Source organism: Micromonospora sp. WMMB235, assembly GCF_001855515.1.
Lineage (GTDB): Bacteria > Actinomycetota > Actinomycetes > Mycobacteriales > Micromonosporaceae > Micromonospora > Micromonospora aurantiaca.
In genome coordinates, this window is record NZ_MDRX01000001.1 from 4,544,179 (window position 1) to 4,561,122 (window position 16,944).

Genomic DNA, 16,944 nt, shown 5'->3' on the forward strand with positions numbered 1-16,944 from the left:
GTTCCGTTCCGGTCGTGCCCGCCCGTCAGGGGCCGACGAAGACCGAGGTGCCGCGCCAGTCCACGTCGTCGACGCTCGGACCGCTGCGCACCGTGGCGGAGCCGGTCGGCACGCCGTCGGACCACGCCATCGAGGACAGGGTGCCGGTGCTCCGGGAGACGACGTAGAGCGTGTCGCCGTCCAGGAACAGGCCGCCCGCGTCGGCGAAGGCCGTGGTGCCGGTGACCGTGTTGCGCTCGGCGCCGACGGTGCCGGTGTCCGGCGCGAACCCGCGCCAGAACAGCGTGCTCTGACCGGCCAGCGAGTAGTAGATCCGGCCGCCCTTGTAGAACATGGCCGTCACGTTCGGCAGTTCGGCGGAGAAGTTGCCGGTCATGCCGGCGTACGTGGAGCCCTCCGGCGCGGAGCCGGTGACGACCAGGTCCCACTTGGCGTCGTGGTACGGGTCCAGCTTCTTCGGGGTGCCGAACTCGCTGCCGTCGAACGAGCGCTTGTAGAGGTCGCCGCCGACGCCGTAGAACAGGTCACCGCCGACCCAGAAGGCGCCCTTGACGCCCGACCAGCCGGTGTTGTCCGCGTTCGGCACCGACATCGCGTTGCCGACCGAGGTCGCACCGTCGTACGTGCGCTTGGTGATGCTGTCGACGGTGGTGGCCGGCGGCACCGGGGGCAGCTTGACGATCTCGATGCCCTGCACCAGCGGGTTCTCCAGGACGCGACCGAAGTCGATGTCGATGTTGCCGTCGCTGGTGATCGGGAACGCGCGCATGGTGCCCCGGTTGGTGGCGCCGATCGCGGCGATCGGGTCGAAGTTGCTCAGCTTGACCACGCCGTCGATCGTCACGTTGAACTTGCGCTTGCCGGCGGTGGCGGTGCCGGCCCAGCGGTTCGCCAGGTAGAGCCGCACCTGCACCGGCGTGCCGGCCGGGACCGGGAAGTCCCACTGCATGTCCGGCGCGGGCGACTCGTCCCACCGCTCCGCGTTGAACAGCTCCACCGGGGTGCCCGACGGCACCGTGCCGTCGAGGGAGGCGTTCGTGGTGTAGCTGGTCACCTGGTTGCCGGCGTTGTGGTAGGTGCTCGGCGCGGCGGCGGTGTCCGCGGCCCAGGCCGGGCCGCTCGGCGCGGCCAGCTGGTCGCCGCCCGCGTTGATCCGGTAGAGCACGTCGGAGGCGTCCGGCGTGGGCGCGGTCTTGACGATCTCGATGCCGTGCAGCAGCGGGTTCTGGAGCACCCGGCCGAAGTCGATGTCGACCACGCCGTCGCTGACCACCGAGATGGACTGCATGGTGCCGCGGTCGGTCCCGCCGGCGGTGACGACCGGGTCGAAGTCGTTCAGCTTGAGCACGCCGTCGATGCTGACGTCGAACTTGCGGGCGCCCGGCTTGCTCGTGCCGGACCAGCGGTTGGCCATGTAGATCCGGACGTCGACCCGGGTGCCGGCCGCGACCGGGATGTCCCACTGCATGTCCGGCGCGGTCGCCTCGTCCCACCGCTCGGTGTTGAACAGCGTGGCCGGCGTGCTCGCCGGCACGGTGGGGTCGAACGTCGCGTTCGTGGTGTAGCTGGTGACCTGGTTGCCCGTGTTGTGGTACGGGCTGGGCTCGGTGGCGCTGTCGGCGGCCCAGTCCGGCCCGCCGTCGGTGGCCGGGATGGCGGGACCACCGGCGTTGACCCGGTAGAGCACCTCGGTCTGCGCCGCGCGACCGGCCTGGTAGACGTTGCCCGGCAGACCCTTGGTGCTGGTCGAGTGCGGGGCGTTGCCGCCGTCCAGCGGGAAGAAGGCGAGCCGCTTGCGCTGGTAGTCGAAGTTGCCGATGTACTCCTGGTCGCTGCCGAGCCAGAGGCCCTCCTGGGTCACCAGCATCTCGGTGACGCCGTAGCCGCGCGGGTGGCGGCCCGGGTTCCAGGACAGCGGCAGGCCGCTCACCGGGTCGAGCGCCGCGATGCTGGCCCGCGGCACCGCGCCCGGTCCGGCCTTGTCGCGGGCGAGCGGGTTGTTCGACCAGCGGAAGTGACCGCCGACGTAGACGGCCTTCTCGCTGATGCCGACCGAGAGGAAGGTGTCGCCGCCGCTGAAGTTCGTCCAGGTCGGCTTCTGGCCGTCGCCGCTGGCGGCGGTCTCCCAGCGGGCCGCGGAGTCGCAGAGCGTGCCCGGGTACGACGCGCCGGTGGTGACCACGACGAAGTACTTGCTGTCCGGGGAGAACTGGATGTCGCGCACCCACGAGTCGAACGCGGCGTACTTGCAGGCCGCGGAGTAGCCGTCGGTGTTCCAGTCGGCGACGGTCGTCGAGCTCTCGCCCAGGTTGATCCGCACGATCTGGTCGTGCACGACGTCGTCGGCCTTCTTGAAGTTGCCGATCACCACGAGGTGCTTGCCGTCGGGGGAGACGGCGAGCTTCTCCGTACCGACACCGGCCGAGGCGCCGTTGTTGGTCGGCGTCCAGTTGTGGTGCTCGGTGAGCGACACGGTGAGGTAGTCGTCCACCGCGCCGGTGGTCGGGTTCAGCGAGGCCAGCCCGTTGCGGTTGGTCGTCGCGGTCACAGTGGTGAAGATGCCGCCCACCAGCAGGTGGCCGTCGACGAGCGCGATGTCGTTCACGGTGCCGTTGAACGCCGGGCCCTTGAACCCGTCGACGGGGGTGCCGTCCGCGACGTTCAGCAGGGCCAGCTTGCGGAAGTTCTTGTCGCCGACCTTGTTGAACTTGCCGGCGACGTACACCGTGCCCGGGGTCGGGCCGGCGATGACGGCGGTGACGTCACCGTCGAGCACCGGCGCGAACGCGTTGTCGATCTTGCCGGTCGCCTTGTCGAAGGCGAGCAGTCCGCGGCGTTCGACCGGGGTGGGTGAGGAACCCCGGTTCTGCGCGTTGGTGAACGAGCCGCCGACGATCACCTTGCTGCCGGCGTCGTGGATGGCCACGACGTTGCCGTCGTTGATGTTCGGCGTCTTCTCCGAGGGCACCTCGCCGACCATCGTGCTGTGGTCGGGCGCGGGCGCCGCGGCCGGCGCGGCGAGCGCCGGTACCGGTGTGAACAAGGTGGCGATGCCGAGCACGGCAGCGCCGAAGGCGGACACCGAGCGGTGTCTCAGGATCGAGGAAGCCACAGGCTACTCCGGGGGGAAACGTCGGAGGCGCTGCGATCGTGGTCGGTGCCGACATGAGGCGGGGCGTCACCCGACCGACCGCAGACGTGAGAGCAATACCTTCTCGCATTCGGCCGTCGCCCGTCCACCCGGGTTGGGCCTTTTTGACCGAGGAAACGCACCGGGTCACACGAAAAGACGAACGACGATCACCTGGTGGACACGGAGGGTGTTCCTGAGGAAACACTCAGGTCGGGCATCGGCGGCTGGAAGTACAGATCGGTCGCCATCTCCCGGAATACCTGCTCGCTCTCCGGGTCGTTGCCGAAGGTGCTGTCGTAGATGGGCTTCTCCGTCTGCCGGGCCGCGAAGTAGACCGCCGCCTTGATCTGCGGGTGCTTCTTCAGGTACGGCCCGACCTCGCGCATCCATTCGGCCCGCTGGCCCGGCCGCCCGTCCTGGGTCAGGCCGTACTCGCCGATGATGACCGGTCGCGGGTGCTTCTTGGCGAACGCCATGAAGTGGTCCATCCGGTTGGAGAAGCTGTTCCACTCCGGACTGGGATAGACGTCCGCGCAGAGCCAGTCGACTTGGTCGTCGCCCGGGTAGTAGGCGGCGGCCCGGCGCTGCGGCTCGGCGAACCCGTCCGCGTGCGGGCACCACACCCACCCGGCGTTGGTGACGCCCATCTCGGCGAAGATGCCGCGGACGTGCTTCCAGGCGGCGACGTAGTCCTCCGGCGAGTGCATGCTCGCGGCCAGGTTCGGCCGGTCCATCTCCCACCGGTAACGCAGCAGCACCGGAACGCCGAACTCCTTGACGTCCTTCGCGCGTTCCCGGATCAGCGCGTCGTAGACGCCGCTGACCGTGGACCGGGTGTCGGTGCCCTGCCACGAGATCATCTGGAGCTTGCCCCGGGACTGGAACAACTTCTCGGTGGCGCTCGGGAACGGTTCGTTCCACTCGTGGAACATGTGCGCGATGGCGAGCTTGCCGCCGGCCGCCTGGTTGAACGCGTCGAACGCCGCGGCCCGCCCGCTGGCGTTGTGGTACTGCGGCTTGACCCAGGTGCCGAGCCAGGCCCCCTTCTCCGGCGGCTCCGGCCCCCACCCGGTGGTGCGGACCGGAGCGGTCCGCGGTGTCACAGTCGGCGGGGGCGGCACCGCCGTCGCCGTCTCGTCGGATCGCTCCGAGCCGATGTCACAGGCCGCCACGGCCGGGGCCAGGAATGCCAGGCCCAGCACGGCAGCCATCGTCAGTCGTAACCGTCGTACCACCGCAACCTCTCCCCAGGACGGTCGCCGGCCACGGTATGGGGGCCCTGACGGATCCGCGTGGGCGGAGAGGCACGCCGGGCCGGGCGGGCGACCCCTGGCACTCTACCTGTGACGCGGCGCTCAGGCGGGGTAGCCGAGTTGCGTCAGCAGCGGCCCGGCCTGAGCCATCACGTCGGCCAGATCCTTTTCGGTCAGTCGCTGCCGCCACCGGCCCACCGAGCCCGGCCGCGCCTTGGCGAAGCGGGCGTGCAGCGCCTCCCGCCCGGCCGGGTCACCGACCTCCAGGAAGTCGGCCACGACCTCGGCCGCCTCGGCCGGGCGGGTGACGATGTCCTCGTACCGCAGGTGCCGCACCCGTTCCGCGGGCAGCTCGGCGAGCTGCGTGAGCGCGCTGCTGGTGAACCGCCGCCACATCCAGGCCGACCGGCCCAGGTCGGAGACCTGCGTGAACTCCTCGCGCCGCTCCGGCTCCACCCAGAACCGGGGCGCGGCGCCCCACGGCGTACCGCCCCGGCCGCTGCGGCCGGTGCCGGTGGACGCCGCGTTCAGCCAGGGCTGCTCGGCGTGCGACACCGCCACGTCCCGCCCGTCCCGGTAGACGTGCAGGAAGACCGCGTCCGGGAAGACCTCGGTCAGGAACGGCACGATGAAACAGTTCTCCGGGTCCTTCTCGGCGAAGCGCAGGCCGCCGTGCCCGGACGCGGCGAGCAGCGCGCCGTAGTAGCCGCGGAAGTAGCGGGCGGCCCGCTGCGGCGTCCAGCTTCCCTCGTAGACACAGCGGGCGACCGCCTTGGTCAGGCGCGGTTCGAAGTGGTACGACACGTCCGGCAGCGCGCCGACGCAACTGCCGAGGAACGTGGTGCCGGAACGCGGGGCGCCCAGGATGAAGATCGGACGCTCCACCTTCAGGGTGAGCCGGCGGCCGCCCCCCTCGACCGGCCGTTCCAGCTCGCGGCGTTCCTTGCGGTCCGCCAGGAGACCGACCGCGGCGAGCTTCGCGGCCTTCACGGTGGACAGGCCGGAGTGCGGGGCGGGGGAGTCGCTTGTCATCGAAGGTCCCATCGGTGCGCAGGATCGGTCAGGACTGGGCGGCCGGGTCCGCCCCGGCCCGGTTACGGCCGCGGCGGAGGGCGCGCAGCGCGTCGAGGTGCAGGGTGCGCCGCCAGCGCCAGACGCCCGTCGCGTACGCGACCAGCCCGGCGACCGTCACCAGCGCGAGTACCAGCGGACCGGCGCCGAGCAGCGTCGCCAGGCCGAGCGGCAGACCCAGCGTGACCACCGCCAGCGCCATCGCGGCCCGGGTACCGGCGCCGAACGGGTGCAGCCGCATCGACCACCAGAGCTGGGTCAGCGGCACCAGGTTGGTGACCAGGATGGAGACGGTCCAGGCCAGGGCCGCGCCGAGGATGCCGTACCGCGGGATGAGCACCAGGTTGCCGACCACGTTGAGCACGGTGCCGGTCATCGCGTTGTAGAACGTCCACGCGGTGCGCCCGGCCATGTTGAGCACCATGTCGACCATGCCGCAGCCGGTGGCCAGCAGCATGGTCAGCGCCAGCAGCACCACGACCCGGCGGCCGTCGCCGTACCCGGATCCGAACAGTGCCAGCATCGGCGTGGCGAACGCCGCGAAGATCAGGTACGCGGGCCAGGAGAGCAGCACGAGCCAGCCGGTGGCGGCCTGGTAGAGCTGGCGCGCCTCGGCCCGGTCGTCGCGGGCGAACGCGGCGGCCAGCCGGTGCTGCACCGAGCTGGACAGCGCGACGCTGGAGAGCTGACCCAGCGCCAGGAACCGGGTCGCGGCCGTGTAGATCGCCGCGTCCGCCGGGCCGCGCAGCGCGCTGAGCAGCACGATGTCCAGCCGCTGCACCACGATCGCGGCCAGGCTGCTGACGGCGCGGGGCCCGGTGAACCGCCAGAACGGCCCGGCCAGCTCGCGCGCCGGCACCGGCCGGGTCACCTGCCGCCCGGCCCGGCCGACCAGCCGGCTCAGCCAGAACAGCGCGACCACCGCGGCGATCAGGTACGGCACCACCCAGGCCAGCGGCAGCGCGACGGTGGCGGACATGCCGAGCCAGGCGGCCACCGCCACACCCAGGAACTGCACCAGCGTGCGGCCGAGCCGCTCAACAGTCAGCAGCGGGCGCATCTGGCCGAAGCCGCGGCAGGCGGCGAGCGCGTAGTCGTTCAGCGCGGCCAGCGGCACGAACGCCAGCAGGATGCGCAGCGCGGTCACCGCCTCCGGCCCGGCCTCCGGCATGGTGGCCCGGGCCAGCGCCGGTGCGGCCAGCCAGCCGGCCAGCCCGAGCAGCGTGCCGACCACGAGCACCGGCAGCAACCCGACCAGGATGGTGCCCCGGATCTGGTCGCGGCGGTCGAGCGTGCGCTGGCGGCTGACGAAGTAGACGGTGCCGACGTCGGTGCCGAGCCGGGCCGCCGACGCGGCGATCATGAACGCGCTGGTGGCGGCGAAGAACATGCCCGCCTCGCGGACCGACCAGCCGCGGGCGATGACGATGTTCAGGCCGAAGCCGGCGACCGCGGCCAGCCCGACCCCGACCAGGTTGGCGAAGCCCTGCCGGGCCGCGCCGCCCAGCCCCGCGCCCGGCCCGGGGGGCGGTGCGGTGAGCGTCGGGGTGCCGCCGGCGTCCGCCCGCGTCACCGCCGCCACGACGGCACGCGTCCCCACCACGTCGCCAGCCGCTCGTCGTACGGCGCGAAGTGGTCCTCCAGCCGGGTCCGCAGCTCCGCCGACATGGGCGAACGGGAGCGCGAGTTGTGCTTGCCGAACGCGATGTCCGCCCAGCGGGGCAGCCCGAGGAAGTCACAGACCGCGTCGAAGGAAGGGCGCGGGTCGGCGAAGAAGTCGTCGCTGTCGATGACGTGCATGCGGTCCCGGCCGACCAGCGCCTCCAGGCGCTCCAGCTGCTCGATGTAGCGGCCGCGGGCCAGGTACGCGTTGTGCTGGAGGTGCTCGCTGGCGTACGACGCGGAGCTGATCATCCGCTCCCGCTCGCCCGCCGTACGGGACTCCTCCAGCGCGAGCGCCCGCTCGAAGTCCGTCTCGGTCTCGTAGCCCCGGGCCAGCTCGTGCGAGTGCGCCGAGTAGGCGCGCTCCACCGGGTCACGCAGCAGCACCAGCAGCTTCACCGAGGGCAGGTCACGGGCGATCCGCTGCCCGGCCAGCGGGTGGAACATGTAGTACGGGCTGGACTCGCCGGTGATCCCGCGTACCCCGATCTGGGCCTTCACCGCCTCGGCCTTGCCGGTGGTGGGGAAGTGCCCGAGGTACCAGCTCATCCCCCGGTGGTAGTCCATGTCGAAGTAGTGCACGCCCTTGTGGTAGGCGGGCGGCAGCACACCGGGATGCTGCGACAGCGTCTTGAACAGCGAGGTGGTGCCGCAGCGCTGCGCCCCCACGATCAGGAATCCCGGCACCATCCGCGAACCGGCGGTCAGCCGGCCGACCGTCCGGCTCACCGACTTCACCGCGCGGAGCGCCTGCTCCTTGGCCAGCGTCACGTCCCCACTCCTCACTCTCACCCGGCCCGGCGGGCCAGGTGTTCCTCGACGGCGGGCAGCAGCCAGGTGTCGACGTGCCCCAGTCGCGCACCCGCCTCCGCCTGCCGGTCCCGCAGGTAGCGCGCCGCGAGCTCCACCAGGTAGAGCACGGCGACCAGATCGGCGCCCCCGCCGGTCTGGTCGAACGGCGCCAGGGTGGCCCCGGCGCCGGCGATCAGCGCTCGGGCCGCCTCGACCGGCTCCACCCCGTCGTGGCTCATCGCGCCCTGCACCGCCAGGTGCAGCGCGTCGTACCCGGCCGGCACGTCCGCCTCGAACCGCTCCCAGTCCCAGACCAGCACCCGGCCGTCGGCCAGCACGGCGCTGTTGCCGCCGTTCCAGTCACCGTGCCAGGCGCCGAAGGCCACCACCGGGTCGGCGTCCGCGACGGACTTCAGCGCCGCGCGCAGCCGCCCGGCCTCCGGCCGGGGCCCGAGCGCGTCCACCGCCTCGGTGAGCCGGGCCGCGTGCCCGCTGGCCGCCCACGACTGCCGGCGTACGCCGAGACAGCCGGCGACCGCCACCATCGCGTCGCGTTCGGCCGCCTCCGCGGCGGCCGGGGTGGCCCGGGGCAGCCGTACCGGCAGCGCCTCCTGCACCAGCAGCGCGTGGCCGTGCCAGTCGCCGTGATGGCGTACCCCGGCCAGGACCACCGGGCCGAGCGGCACCTCGGCGAGGCGGCGCAGCGCGTCCGCCTCGGCGTGCACCAGCGCGCGGGTCAGCGGGTCGACGCCGAGCTTGGCGTACCCGAGGGCCCGGCCGTCCGGGGCGAGCAGTTGCAGCACCGGCTTGCGGTTCGCCCGGGCCGGCCCGATGTGCAGGCTCACCAGCGCCGGCTCGCCGAGCACCTCGGTCAGGTGCGCGTCCAGCCCGCCGCCGTCGACCACCAGCCGGTCGCGGAACACCAGTGGGCCCAGCCCGAGCCGGAACGCGGTGGACAGGCCTTGCCGGACCAGCTTGGCCTTGCGGCCGACCGCCTCGGTGGAGTGCCGGACCGCGCTCGCCGCCGCCCGGCCCGAGCCGGTGGGCACGAGCAGCCGGGGGCGGGACGCCGAGGGCACCACCACCCAGCCGGCGCCGCCGCGGCGCAGGCTTGGCTCGGCCGGCGCGGGCCAGATCAGCCCGGCCAGTTCACCGAGGTACGCGGCACGGCCGTCGCCGTCCGGGGGTACGCGGAACACCATCAGCTGTCACCGGTCTTTTCCAGTCGGGCCCGTAGCCCGGCGATCGTGCCCTGGGGTGGCGCCGGCGCGAGCGACCGGCGTATCCGGTCGTTGCGGGCCAGCAGGGCGACAGTGATCAGGGCGTAGGCGAGTGTCGCTTCCATCGCACCGTAGGTGAACTGGAAGAAGAGCATGAGGATGAGCACGAGCGTGCCGGCGATGCCGATCGCGCTGTGGTCGCGGCGGTAGCGCCAGATGCAGTAGATGAAGAAGGCGTTGTAGCAGATCGCGCCGACCCAGCCCTGCCCGACGAGCAGCGCCCAGACCTGGCCGTTGCTGCCCAGTTCCCGGTTGCCGCACTGCTTGCAGTCCTCGGACTTGCCGATGGCGATGGACCGGTTGCTGCCGATCAGCGCCCGGTTGCCGCCGTACCCGAGGATCGGCGAGTGGTTGGCCGCGGCGACCGCGCCCTGGGACAGCGTGGTCCGGATGTCGTCGCTGTGGCCGTTCTGGAGGCGTTCGTCGAAGGTGCGGCCGAGCGGTGTGGCGACGATCAGCACCCCGATCAGCCCGACCGCCAGGGCGAGCCCGCCGAGCACCACCATCCGGCCGCGCAGCGCGAGCCGCAGCGCGACGTACGCGGCGGCGATGCCGAGACCGATCCAGAGGCCCCGGTTCAGCGAGTAGACGATCGGGAAGATCGCGGCCAGGGCGATCGCCACGCCCGCGGTACGGCGCATCGGCTTGCCCAGCACGACCCAGCCGACGATCAGCCAGACCAGCAGGATGGCCGTGTTCTGGCCCCACGAGTTCGTGTAGGTGAACGGCGCGGACGGGCGGGGCGAGCTGGCCTCCCCCTCGATCACCTGCTGCACCTGGGCGAACTTGATCTCCATGAGCGAGGTGACGTACGGGTGACCGGCGATCGACTGGGGCAGGACGAATCGCAGCGGCGCGACGAACGTGAGGTTCGGGAAGAGCGAGCCGATCCAGCCGCCGAGTACCACGACCACGCCCATGAACCCGAACAGGCGGACCATCCGGCGCTGGGACAGCTCCCGCTCCCGCAGGTTGTAGACGTAGAGCATCGTCACGGTCATGGCGACGTAGTTGGCGAGCCGGATGCCCCAGCCGATGTACTTGCCGCTGCCGCCGGGTGGCAGCGTGTTCGGCGCGGTGAGGTCGAGGGTGAGCACGGACAGGAACACCCAGAGCAGCAGGACCATCCAGATCCCGAAGCCGGGCGGCACCCGGATCGGGCCCCGCTTGCGCATCTGCACCACCATCGGCACCGCGAAGATGACGAAGACGAAGCTCGACACGCCGAGCACCCACCACAGCGGGTACAGCAGGAAGACCGAGATCAGCGGCCACGCCGTCGGCAGCCGCCACGACCAGCTCTCCGGCCGTACCGTCACCGGCCGCAGGCGGTTCCCGTCCGGCGGCGACACCGCTCCGACCGGAACCGTCCCGCGCGCGGTGCGGGGCGGGGTGGCGGTGCTCATTTCACGGTGACCTTGGCGGTGGTCGGCGCGTAGATCACCCACGCGTTGCCGGGCTGGGGGTGCAGGAGATCGCCGCCGGTGTCGGCGAGCGTGCAGACCATGCCCAGGCCGGGCTTGCGCCACCGGCCCTTCGCGCTGTTCGGCCCGGACACCGCCAGCACCGCGCCCTCACCGAAGACGTTCGCCGAGGGCAGCGAGCGCGGGGACGGGTTGCGGACGTCCAGCGTGCGGTACTCCATCGTCAGCACGATGACGGAGGCGGCGGTCACGGTGACCTTGCCGACCTTGCCGACCCAGACGGACTTGGCCTGGTCGTACCGCCAGACCATCGGCGGGCCGCCGGAGACGGTGACGGTGAGTTCGGTGGCCGGCGCGAGGTCGCGGGCGGCGAGCGCGTCGCCCTCGCCGGCGTGGTCGATCGGCGGGGTGGGCGGCTGGCCGCCCTTCGGGGCGGCCTTGAGCAGCGCGGCGGTCGACGTGTAGTCGCCGGAGAAGACCTTGCTGTCGTCGTCGGGCGTCACGCCGTCGAGGTCGGAGTTCTCGAACTGGGTGAGGAAGCCGGTGGGGCCGCCGTCGTAGCCGACGAACGGGCGCAGCACCGCGAGCGACCGGATGTCGACCGGCCGGATCTCGGTGACCGGACCGATCTTGGTGGCGTCCTTGGAGTGGAACACGGCGGTCAGGTGCAGCGTGTCGGACTCGGCGAACTCGGCGTAGACCAGGTCGGCGGCGTCCAGGCCGGCCGGGGTGGTCGCGGGGCTCACCCGCAGCGGCACAGCGACCGCCTGGCGGGTGGCGGCGGCCGGGGTGCTCACCGGCGCGCCGGTCAGCGGGCCGGTGGGCAGGGTCGGCGAGGCACTGGCCGATGACGGCGAGGCGGTGACGTCGCCCGGGTCCACCACCTGGACCTTGCCCGGCTTGGGCTCGGGCTCGCTGCACCCGGTCCCAACGCCGAGGACGACGGCGGGGGCGATGGCGGCGCGGAGCATCTGCCGGCGGTTCACCCCAGGTCCTCGCCGGAGTCGAGCGCGTAGCTGCGGCCGTCGCCGTCACCCCGGGAGCGGTACGTGCCGCCGGTGCCGTTGAGCGGCACCGGCTTACCCGGCATGCCCTGGTTGCCTGGGTTGCCGGGGTTCGGCGGCGGGGTGGCCTTGCCCGGTGCCGGCTTCGCCGGGGCGGGGCGGGACGACTGCATGCGCGGCAGCACCATCGTCGACTCGGCGGACGGGCCGGGGCTCGGCCGGGGCTTGGGCCGGTTGGCCGGTGCCGCCGGGGTGCTCGGCGCGCCCGACGTGCCCGACGTGCTGCTCGCACCGCCCGAGGACGCCGGCCGGGCGGCGCCGGCCACCGGGGCGGGCAGGCGCGGGGCCAGCACGGCACCGATCACCGGCGCGTTCACCTGCTCGAACTGCTGCAGGGCGGCGGTGATCTCACCGCTGCGGGTCTTGCCCGCCTCGGCCACCATGATCACGGCGTCGACGTACCGGCCCAGGGCCTGGGCCTCTACGGCGAACGTGGGCTGCGCGGTCTCGATGATCACGTGGTCGAAGCGCGCGGACAGCTCGTGCATGATCTCCAGCAGACCGGCGACCGGCAGCTCGACCTCCGCGTCCAGGTCGCCCGGCACCAGCACCCGGAGCTGGCCCAGCCCCGGCACCGGCGCGAGCGCCTTGAGCGGGGGTACGTCGCGGCGCAGCACCGATGCCAGGTTGTGCCGGCCCTCGGCCACGCCGGTGATGGCGCCCACCGTCGAGTCGGGCTTGGTGGTGATCAGCGCGACCTGCTGGCCGGTACGGGCGTACGCGGCGGCGAGGTTGGCGGCGACGAATCCGGCGGCGGTGCCGGTCGAGGCGTCGCAGATCAGCAACTGGCGACCGCGCCCGCCCTGCGCCGGTTCGGGCACGGCGGACAGCAGCACGTTGCGCAGCCGGCCCAGCTCGCGGGAGACCCGGTGGGTGGCCGGCAGGACGGCCAGCGAGGGCGCGCGCACCGGCAGTTCCAGCAGCAGCGGCAGGCCGACCCGGTCGGAAATGTCACGACCACGCCGGATCCGGGTGTCGAGCCGGTCCAGCACGAGCGCCAGCACGATGCCGAGCAGCAGGCCCGCGCCCATGCCGCTGGCGAGGTTGAGCGTGCGGTTCGGTGAGCTGGGCGAGTCGGGGAGACGGGCGTCGGAGATGATCTCGCCGGGGTCGGAGCCGGCCGAGACCAGCGGGCTGAGCCGGTTGTTCAGGCCGGTGATCTGGCTGGTGAGAAGGCTCCGTTCGGCCTCGGCCCGCTCCCGCTCGGGCGAGTTCGACGGCGACGCCGCGATCCGCCCGGCGACGGCACTGAGCTGCTTCTGCAGCTCGGCGATCTGCTGCTTGAGCGCGGTCGTCTCGTTCTCCAGCGCCTTCTGCGCGGTGGCCTTGCGCAGGTCCAGATACGCCTGGGCGAACGCGTGCGAGCCCGACTGGGCGCCCTCGGGGCTGTTCGCCTCGTACGCCACCTGGAGGATCTGGCTGTTCGGCGGCACCTTGACGGTCACCGACTTGACCAGCTGGTCGGCACCGGTGTCGACCTTCATCAGCGCCTTGGCCCGCTCGGCCACCACCAGCGAGCGGACCACCTGGGCCTCGGTGTCGAGGTTGACCTTGGCGTTGGGGTTGCTCTCCGCGCCCGAGCCGAGCGGGCGCACCAGCAGCGAGGTGGTCGAGGTGTAGCGCGCCTCCTGGATCTGGTTCAGCGCCAGCCCACCACCGAGACCGAGGGCCGCGGCGAGCAGCAGGATCCACCAGCGGCGGCGCAGCCAGCCCAGGTAGGCCATCAGGGCAAGACCGTCGGCGTCGCTCTCGGCCAAATGGGGTGAGGGCATCAGAGTCTGTCGCTCCCTTTCGACCGAGCCGGGCAGTCCACGGCACAGCTGGACCTGACCGTGGCCTTGAGTGTCCCCGATCCGAACGACGAGGGAAAGTCTGCTCACGTTCCGGTAAGCCTGCCCGGGTGTGGGCAGCCCGCGTAGAAATGGCCGATCGGCGCTGACCATTCGGCGGGTTTCCCGGTGTCGGGCCCGACCTGTCCCCGGATAAGCCGGCGTCGCCGACGGCTCTCGTGCGGAGCGGTGACGGAATCCTGACACATCTCACTTTCTTCCGGTGGCCCGCCCCGGCGGCGCGGGGCGAACCGGGCTGACCTGGACGGTGGCCGGCCGGTGGGCATCCCGGTGACGGGAATCGAGAGGTGAGCCGACCGGCGAGCCAGGATCCGTCCAATGGCCCCTTCAGTTGCCCATGGGCGCGCCAGTAGGTTGTCAGGACGCGTCCGAGGGGCATTCACAAAAATCCGGACGCGTCATCCGCGTACGGGAGGACTTTTGTGGTGAGCGGGTCAACCGAGGACTCGGGGCAGGTCCTGCTGGTGGGTTCCAGTGGCGGGCACCTGGCCCAGCTCCTGGCCCTGGAACCGTGGTACCGGGATCGGCGCCGCGCATGGGTAACCTTCGACACCCCGGACGCGCGCTCGCTGCTCGCCGGTGAGGACGTGGTCTGGGCGCACCACCCCACCACACGCAACGTCAAGAACCTGGTACGCAACGCGTTCCTCGCGCTGAAGGTGATCCGGCGGCGCCAGGTCGACGCCGTGGTCACCACCGGTGCCGGGGTCGCCCTGCCGTTCGTGGTGGCGGCCCGGATGCGCAAGATCCCGACGGTCTACATCGAGGTGTACGACCGGATCGACAGCGCGACGCTCACCGCCCGGCTCTGCCGCCCCTTCCTCTCCGCGATGCTCGTGCAGTGGGACGAGCAGCGCCGGATGTACCCGGAGGCCACCGTCGTGGGGAATCTGCTCTGATGGCGCACATTCCGCAGCAGCGGGACCGGCGTTCCGCGGCACCGTACGTGCTGGTCGTGGTCGGCACCGACGTGCACCGCTTCGACCGGCTGGTCGGCTGGCTGGAGCGCTGGCACGCAGCGCGGCCCGAGGTCCGGCTGGTCCTCCAGTACGGCCACAGCCGCACCCCGGCCCTGCCCGAGGCCACCCCGTTCCTCGGCCACGAGGAACTCCAGCGGGCGATGGCCGAGGCGACGCTCGTGGTTAGCCACGGCGGCCCGGCCACCATCACCGAGGCGCGCCGCAACGGCCACCTGCCGATCGTGGTGCCCCGCGACCCGTCGCACGACGAGCACGTCGACAACCACCAGCAGCTGTTCTCCCGCCGTCTCGGCGCGGCCGGCATGGTGCGGCTGTGCGAGTCCGAGGCCGAGCTGCTCGCCGCGCTCGACGAGGGCCTGGCCGACCCGAACCGGTTCGTGCTGGCCGCCGACCCGAACCGCCCGGACCCGCGCGCCGAGGCGGTCGCCCGGGTCGGCGCGGTGATCGACGAGCTGGTGGCCCGGCGGGTACGACAACGAGCCGTCGGGCGTCGCGGATGAGCGCCCCGGATCCGGCGACGCCGCGGGTCCTCTTCGTCGGCGGCCTCGGCCGCAGCGGCTCCACGCTGCTGGAGCTGCTGCTGGCGCAGAGCGCCGACGTGTGTGCCGTCGGCGAGGTGGTGCACCTGTGGGAGCGGGCGCTCGGCGCCGACGAGCGGTGCGGCTGCGGTGAGCGGTTCACCGCCTGCCCGTTCTGGCGGCAGGTCGGCGACCAGGCGTTCGGCGGCTGGGCCGCTGTCGACCGGGACGACGTGCTGGCGCTCAAGGACCGCGTCGACCGGACCCGGCACATCCCCCGGCTCGCCAAGGAGGCGCTCCCGCCGGAGCAGCTGGCCGACGTGCGCCGCTACGCCGACCTGTACACCCGGATCTACCGGGCCGCGCTGTCGGTGACCGGCGCCCGGGTGGTGGTGGACTCCAGCAAGCACGCCTCGCTCGCCTTCGCCCTGCGCTGGGCCGAAGGGCTGGACCTGCGGGTACTGCACCTGGTCCGGGACAGCCGGGCGGTGGCGTACTCGTGGGGCAAGCAGGTGCGCCGCCCCGAGGTCGTCGACGGCGAGGACTTCATGCCGACCTTCTCGCCGTTCGAGGTGAGCAAGCTGTGGACCGCGCAGAACGCCGCGTTCCATCTGCTCGCCTCCCGGGCGAAGGTGCTGCGGCTGCGCTACGAGGACTTCACCGCCGAACCGGCCGGCACCGTACGCCGGGTGCGGGACTTCGCCGGCCTGCCGGACGACCCGGCGGCGCTGCGCATCCTGTCCGGAGCCGACGAGACCGGCGCGGCCCCCGAGCCGGCCGCGCCGTTCCGTGCGCACAGCGTCGCCGGCAACCCGCTGCGGTTCAGCGGCGGGCCGTTGACGGTGCGCCGGGACGAGGCGTGGCGGGACCGCCTGCCGCGCCGCAGCCGTGCCGTGGTCAGCCTGGCCACGCTTCCCCTGCGGGTCCGCTACGGCTATCTGGGCCAGCGGGGATCCGACGAGTCCGTGGAGAGAGCATGAGTGGGCCGAGCATCTCGGTCGTCGTACCGACGCGGGACCGTCCGGAGCTGCTGCGTGCGGCGCTCGACGCCATCCTCAGCCAGGCCCACCCGGGCCTGATCGAGGCGATCGTCGTCTACGACCAGTCCGAGCCGGACCGGTCGCTGGAGACCGACCGGGGTGACCGCCGGATCCGGGTGATCACGAATACCCGTACCGCCGGGCTGGCCGGCGCGCGCAACACCGGCATCGAGGCCGCCACCGGCGACTGGGTGGCGTTCTGCGACGACGACGACGAGTGGCTGCCCGGCAAGCTGGCCGCCCAGTTCGGGGCGCTCGACGCGCACCCGGACGGCGCGCTGGTGAGCTGCGGCATCCGGGTCAGCTACGACGACCGTACGGTGGACCGTTCGCTGGACCGCGCCCGGATCTCGCTGGAGGCGCTGCTGCGCGACCGGCTCACCGAGCTGCACCCGTCCACGTTCCTGATCCGCCGCGCCGCGCTGCTCGACGCGATCGGCCTGGTGGACGAGCAGATCCCGGGCAGCTACGCGGAGGACTACGAGTTCCTGCTCCGCGCCGCCCGCTACGCCCCGCTGGTGAACGTGGAGAGCCCGTACGTGCTGGTCCGCTGGCACAAGCGGTCCTACTTCGCGCAGCGCTGGGAGACCATCTCGACCGCGTTGCAGTGGCTGCTGCGCCGCTACCCGGAGTTCGCCACGGTGCCGCACGGCGAGGCGCGGGTGGCCGGTCAGATCGCCTTCGCGCAGGCCGCGATGGGCAACCGGCGCGACGCGGTCCGCTGGGCCCGGCGCACGCTGGCCCGCAACCCGAAGGAGCCGCGCGCCTACCTGGCGCTGGCGGTGGCGAGCCGGGCCGTGCAGGCCGACCGGGTGCTGCGCACGCTGCACAAGCGCGGCCGGGGCATCTGAGCCGTACGCGAGACGGGCGGGCGACC

At 72.5% G+C, this 16,944-nt stretch carries 13 protein-coding genes; 4 read left to right on the forward strand and 9 right to left on the reverse strand.

Features of this window, described 5'->3' with window-relative positions; genetic code table 11:
- Positions 1-25 precede the first annotated feature (25 nt).
- The 9 genes from BFV98_RS19990 to BFV98_RS20030 form a co-directional block, all read right to left on the reverse strand.
- Positions 26-3,112 carry a malectin domain-containing carbohydrate-binding protein gene (locus tag BFV98_RS19990; protein ID WP_013289278.1) on the reverse strand — a complete coding sequence of 1,029 codons (3,087 nt, stop codon included), beginning with the start codon at positions 3,110-3,112 and terminating at the stop codon, positions 26-28.
- Positions 3,113-3,300: 188 nt separating this feature from the next.
- Entirely contained in the window at positions 3,301-4,344 is a 1,044-nt protein-coding gene (locus BFV98_RS19995) for a glycoside hydrolase family 26 protein (protein WP_071097401.1), read from the reverse strand.
- A gap of 144 nt (positions 4,345-4,488) precedes the next feature.
- Complete coding sequence (locus tag BFV98_RS20000) at positions 4,489-5,418, reverse strand: sulfotransferase (RefSeq protein ID WP_030272655.1); 930 nt, start codon at positions 5,416-5,418, stop codon at positions 4,489-4,491.
- A gap of 28 nt (positions 5,419-5,446) precedes the next feature.
- On the reverse strand, positions 5,447-7,060 hold the full coding sequence (locus BFV98_RS20005; RefSeq protein ID WP_013289275.1) for an oligosaccharide flippase family protein: 1,614 nt from the start codon (positions 7,058-7,060) through the stop codon (positions 5,447-5,449).
- Positions 7,027-7,890: a sulfotransferase gene (locus tag BFV98_RS20010; RefSeq protein WP_013289274.1), complete on the reverse strand. Its 864-nt coding sequence runs from the start codon at positions 7,888-7,890 to the stop codon at positions 7,027-7,029. The genes BFV98_RS20005 and BFV98_RS20010 overlap by 34 nt, the downstream gene beginning before the upstream one ends.
- Before the next feature lie 17 nt (positions 7,891-7,907).
- Positions 7,908-9,113 carry a hypothetical protein gene (locus BFV98_RS20015; RefSeq protein ID WP_013289273.1) on the reverse strand — a complete coding sequence of 402 codons (1,206 nt, stop codon included), beginning with the start codon at positions 9,111-9,113 and terminating at the stop codon, positions 7,908-7,910.
- Positions 9,113-10,597, reverse strand: coding sequence for an O-antigen ligase (locus BFV98_RS20020; protein ID WP_047890497.1), 1,485 nt, complete (start codon positions 10,595-10,597; stop codon positions 9,113-9,115). Before BFV98_RS20020 ends, BFV98_RS20015 begins: the two co-directional genes overlap by 1 nt.
- A complete protein-coding gene (locus tag BFV98_RS20025; RefSeq protein WP_013289271.1) occupies positions 10,594-11,601 on the reverse strand; it encodes a DUF3048 domain-containing protein in 1,008 nt (335 codons plus the stop codon). The genes BFV98_RS20020 and BFV98_RS20025 overlap by 4 nt, the downstream gene beginning before the upstream one ends.
- A complete protein-coding gene (locus BFV98_RS20030) occupies positions 11,598-13,451 on the reverse strand; it encodes a Wzz/FepE/Etk N-terminal domain-containing protein (protein WP_071097403.1) in 1,854 nt (617 codons plus the stop codon). Before BFV98_RS20030 ends, BFV98_RS20025 begins: the two co-directional genes overlap by 4 nt.
- 500 nt (positions 13,452-13,951) lie before the next feature.
- Here BFV98_RS20030 and BFV98_RS20035 point away from each other — a divergent pair, with 500 nt between their 5' ends.
- Genes BFV98_RS20035 through BFV98_RS20050 form a run of 4 tightly spaced genes read left to right on the forward strand, consistent with a single transcriptional unit; the run spans position 13,952 to position 16,918 of the window.
- Entirely contained in the window at positions 13,952-14,428 is a 477-nt protein-coding gene (locus tag BFV98_RS20035; protein WP_013289269.1) for a polysaccharide biosynthesis protein, read from the forward strand.
- Entirely contained in the window at positions 14,428-15,009 is a 582-nt protein-coding gene (locus BFV98_RS20040) for a glycosyltransferase (protein WP_013289268.1), read from the forward strand. Before BFV98_RS20035 ends, BFV98_RS20040 begins: the two co-directional genes overlap by 1 nt.
- Positions 15,006-16,007 (forward strand): sulfotransferase, encoded by a 1,002-nt coding sequence (locus BFV98_RS20045; RefSeq protein WP_013289267.1) that lies wholly within the window; start codon positions 15,006-15,008, stop codon positions 16,005-16,007. The genes BFV98_RS20040 and BFV98_RS20045 overlap by 4 nt, the downstream gene beginning before the upstream one ends.
- Positions 16,004-16,918, forward strand: coding sequence for a glycosyltransferase family 2 protein (locus tag BFV98_RS20050; RefSeq protein ID WP_013289266.1), 915 nt, complete (start codon positions 16,004-16,006; stop codon positions 16,916-16,918). Before BFV98_RS20045 ends, BFV98_RS20050 begins: the two co-directional genes overlap by 4 nt.
- The last annotated feature ends 26 nt before the right edge of the window (positions 16,919-16,944 follow it).

Bases quoted from the DNA above. Each gene is read 5' to 3' on its own strand.
- BFV98_RS20040 (WP_013289268.1), top strand. From the start codon at position 14,428: ATGGCGCACATTCCGCAGCAGCGGGACCGGCGTTCCGCGGCACCGTAC.
- BFV98_RS20045 (WP_013289267.1), top strand. From the start codon at position 15,006: ATGAGCGCCCCGGATCCGGCGACGCCGCGGGTCCTCTTCGTCGGCGGC.
- BFV98_RS20020 (WP_047890497.1), bottom strand. From the start codon at position 10,597: ATGAGCACCGCCACCCCGCCCCGCACCGCGCGCGGGACGGTTCCGGTC.
- BFV98_RS20030 (WP_071097403.1), bottom strand. From the start codon at position 13,451: ATGCCCTCACCCCATTTGGCCGAGAGCGACGCCGACGGTCTTGCCCTG.
- BFV98_RS20000 (WP_030272655.1), bottom strand. From the start codon at position 5,418: ATGACAAGCGACTCCCCCGCCCCGCACTCCGGCCTGTCCACCGTGAAG.
- BFV98_RS20050 (WP_013289266.1), top strand. From the start codon at position 16,004: ATGAGTGGGCCGAGCATCTCGGTCGTCGTACCGACGCGGGACCGTCCG.
- BFV98_RS19995 (WP_071097401.1), bottom strand. From the start codon at position 4,344: ATGGCTGCCGTGCTGGGCCTGGCATTCCTGGCCCCGGCCGTGGCGGCC.
- BFV98_RS20015 (WP_013289273.1), bottom strand. From the start codon at position 9,113: ATGGTGTTCCGCGTACCCCCGGACGGCGACGGCCGTGCCGCGTACCTC.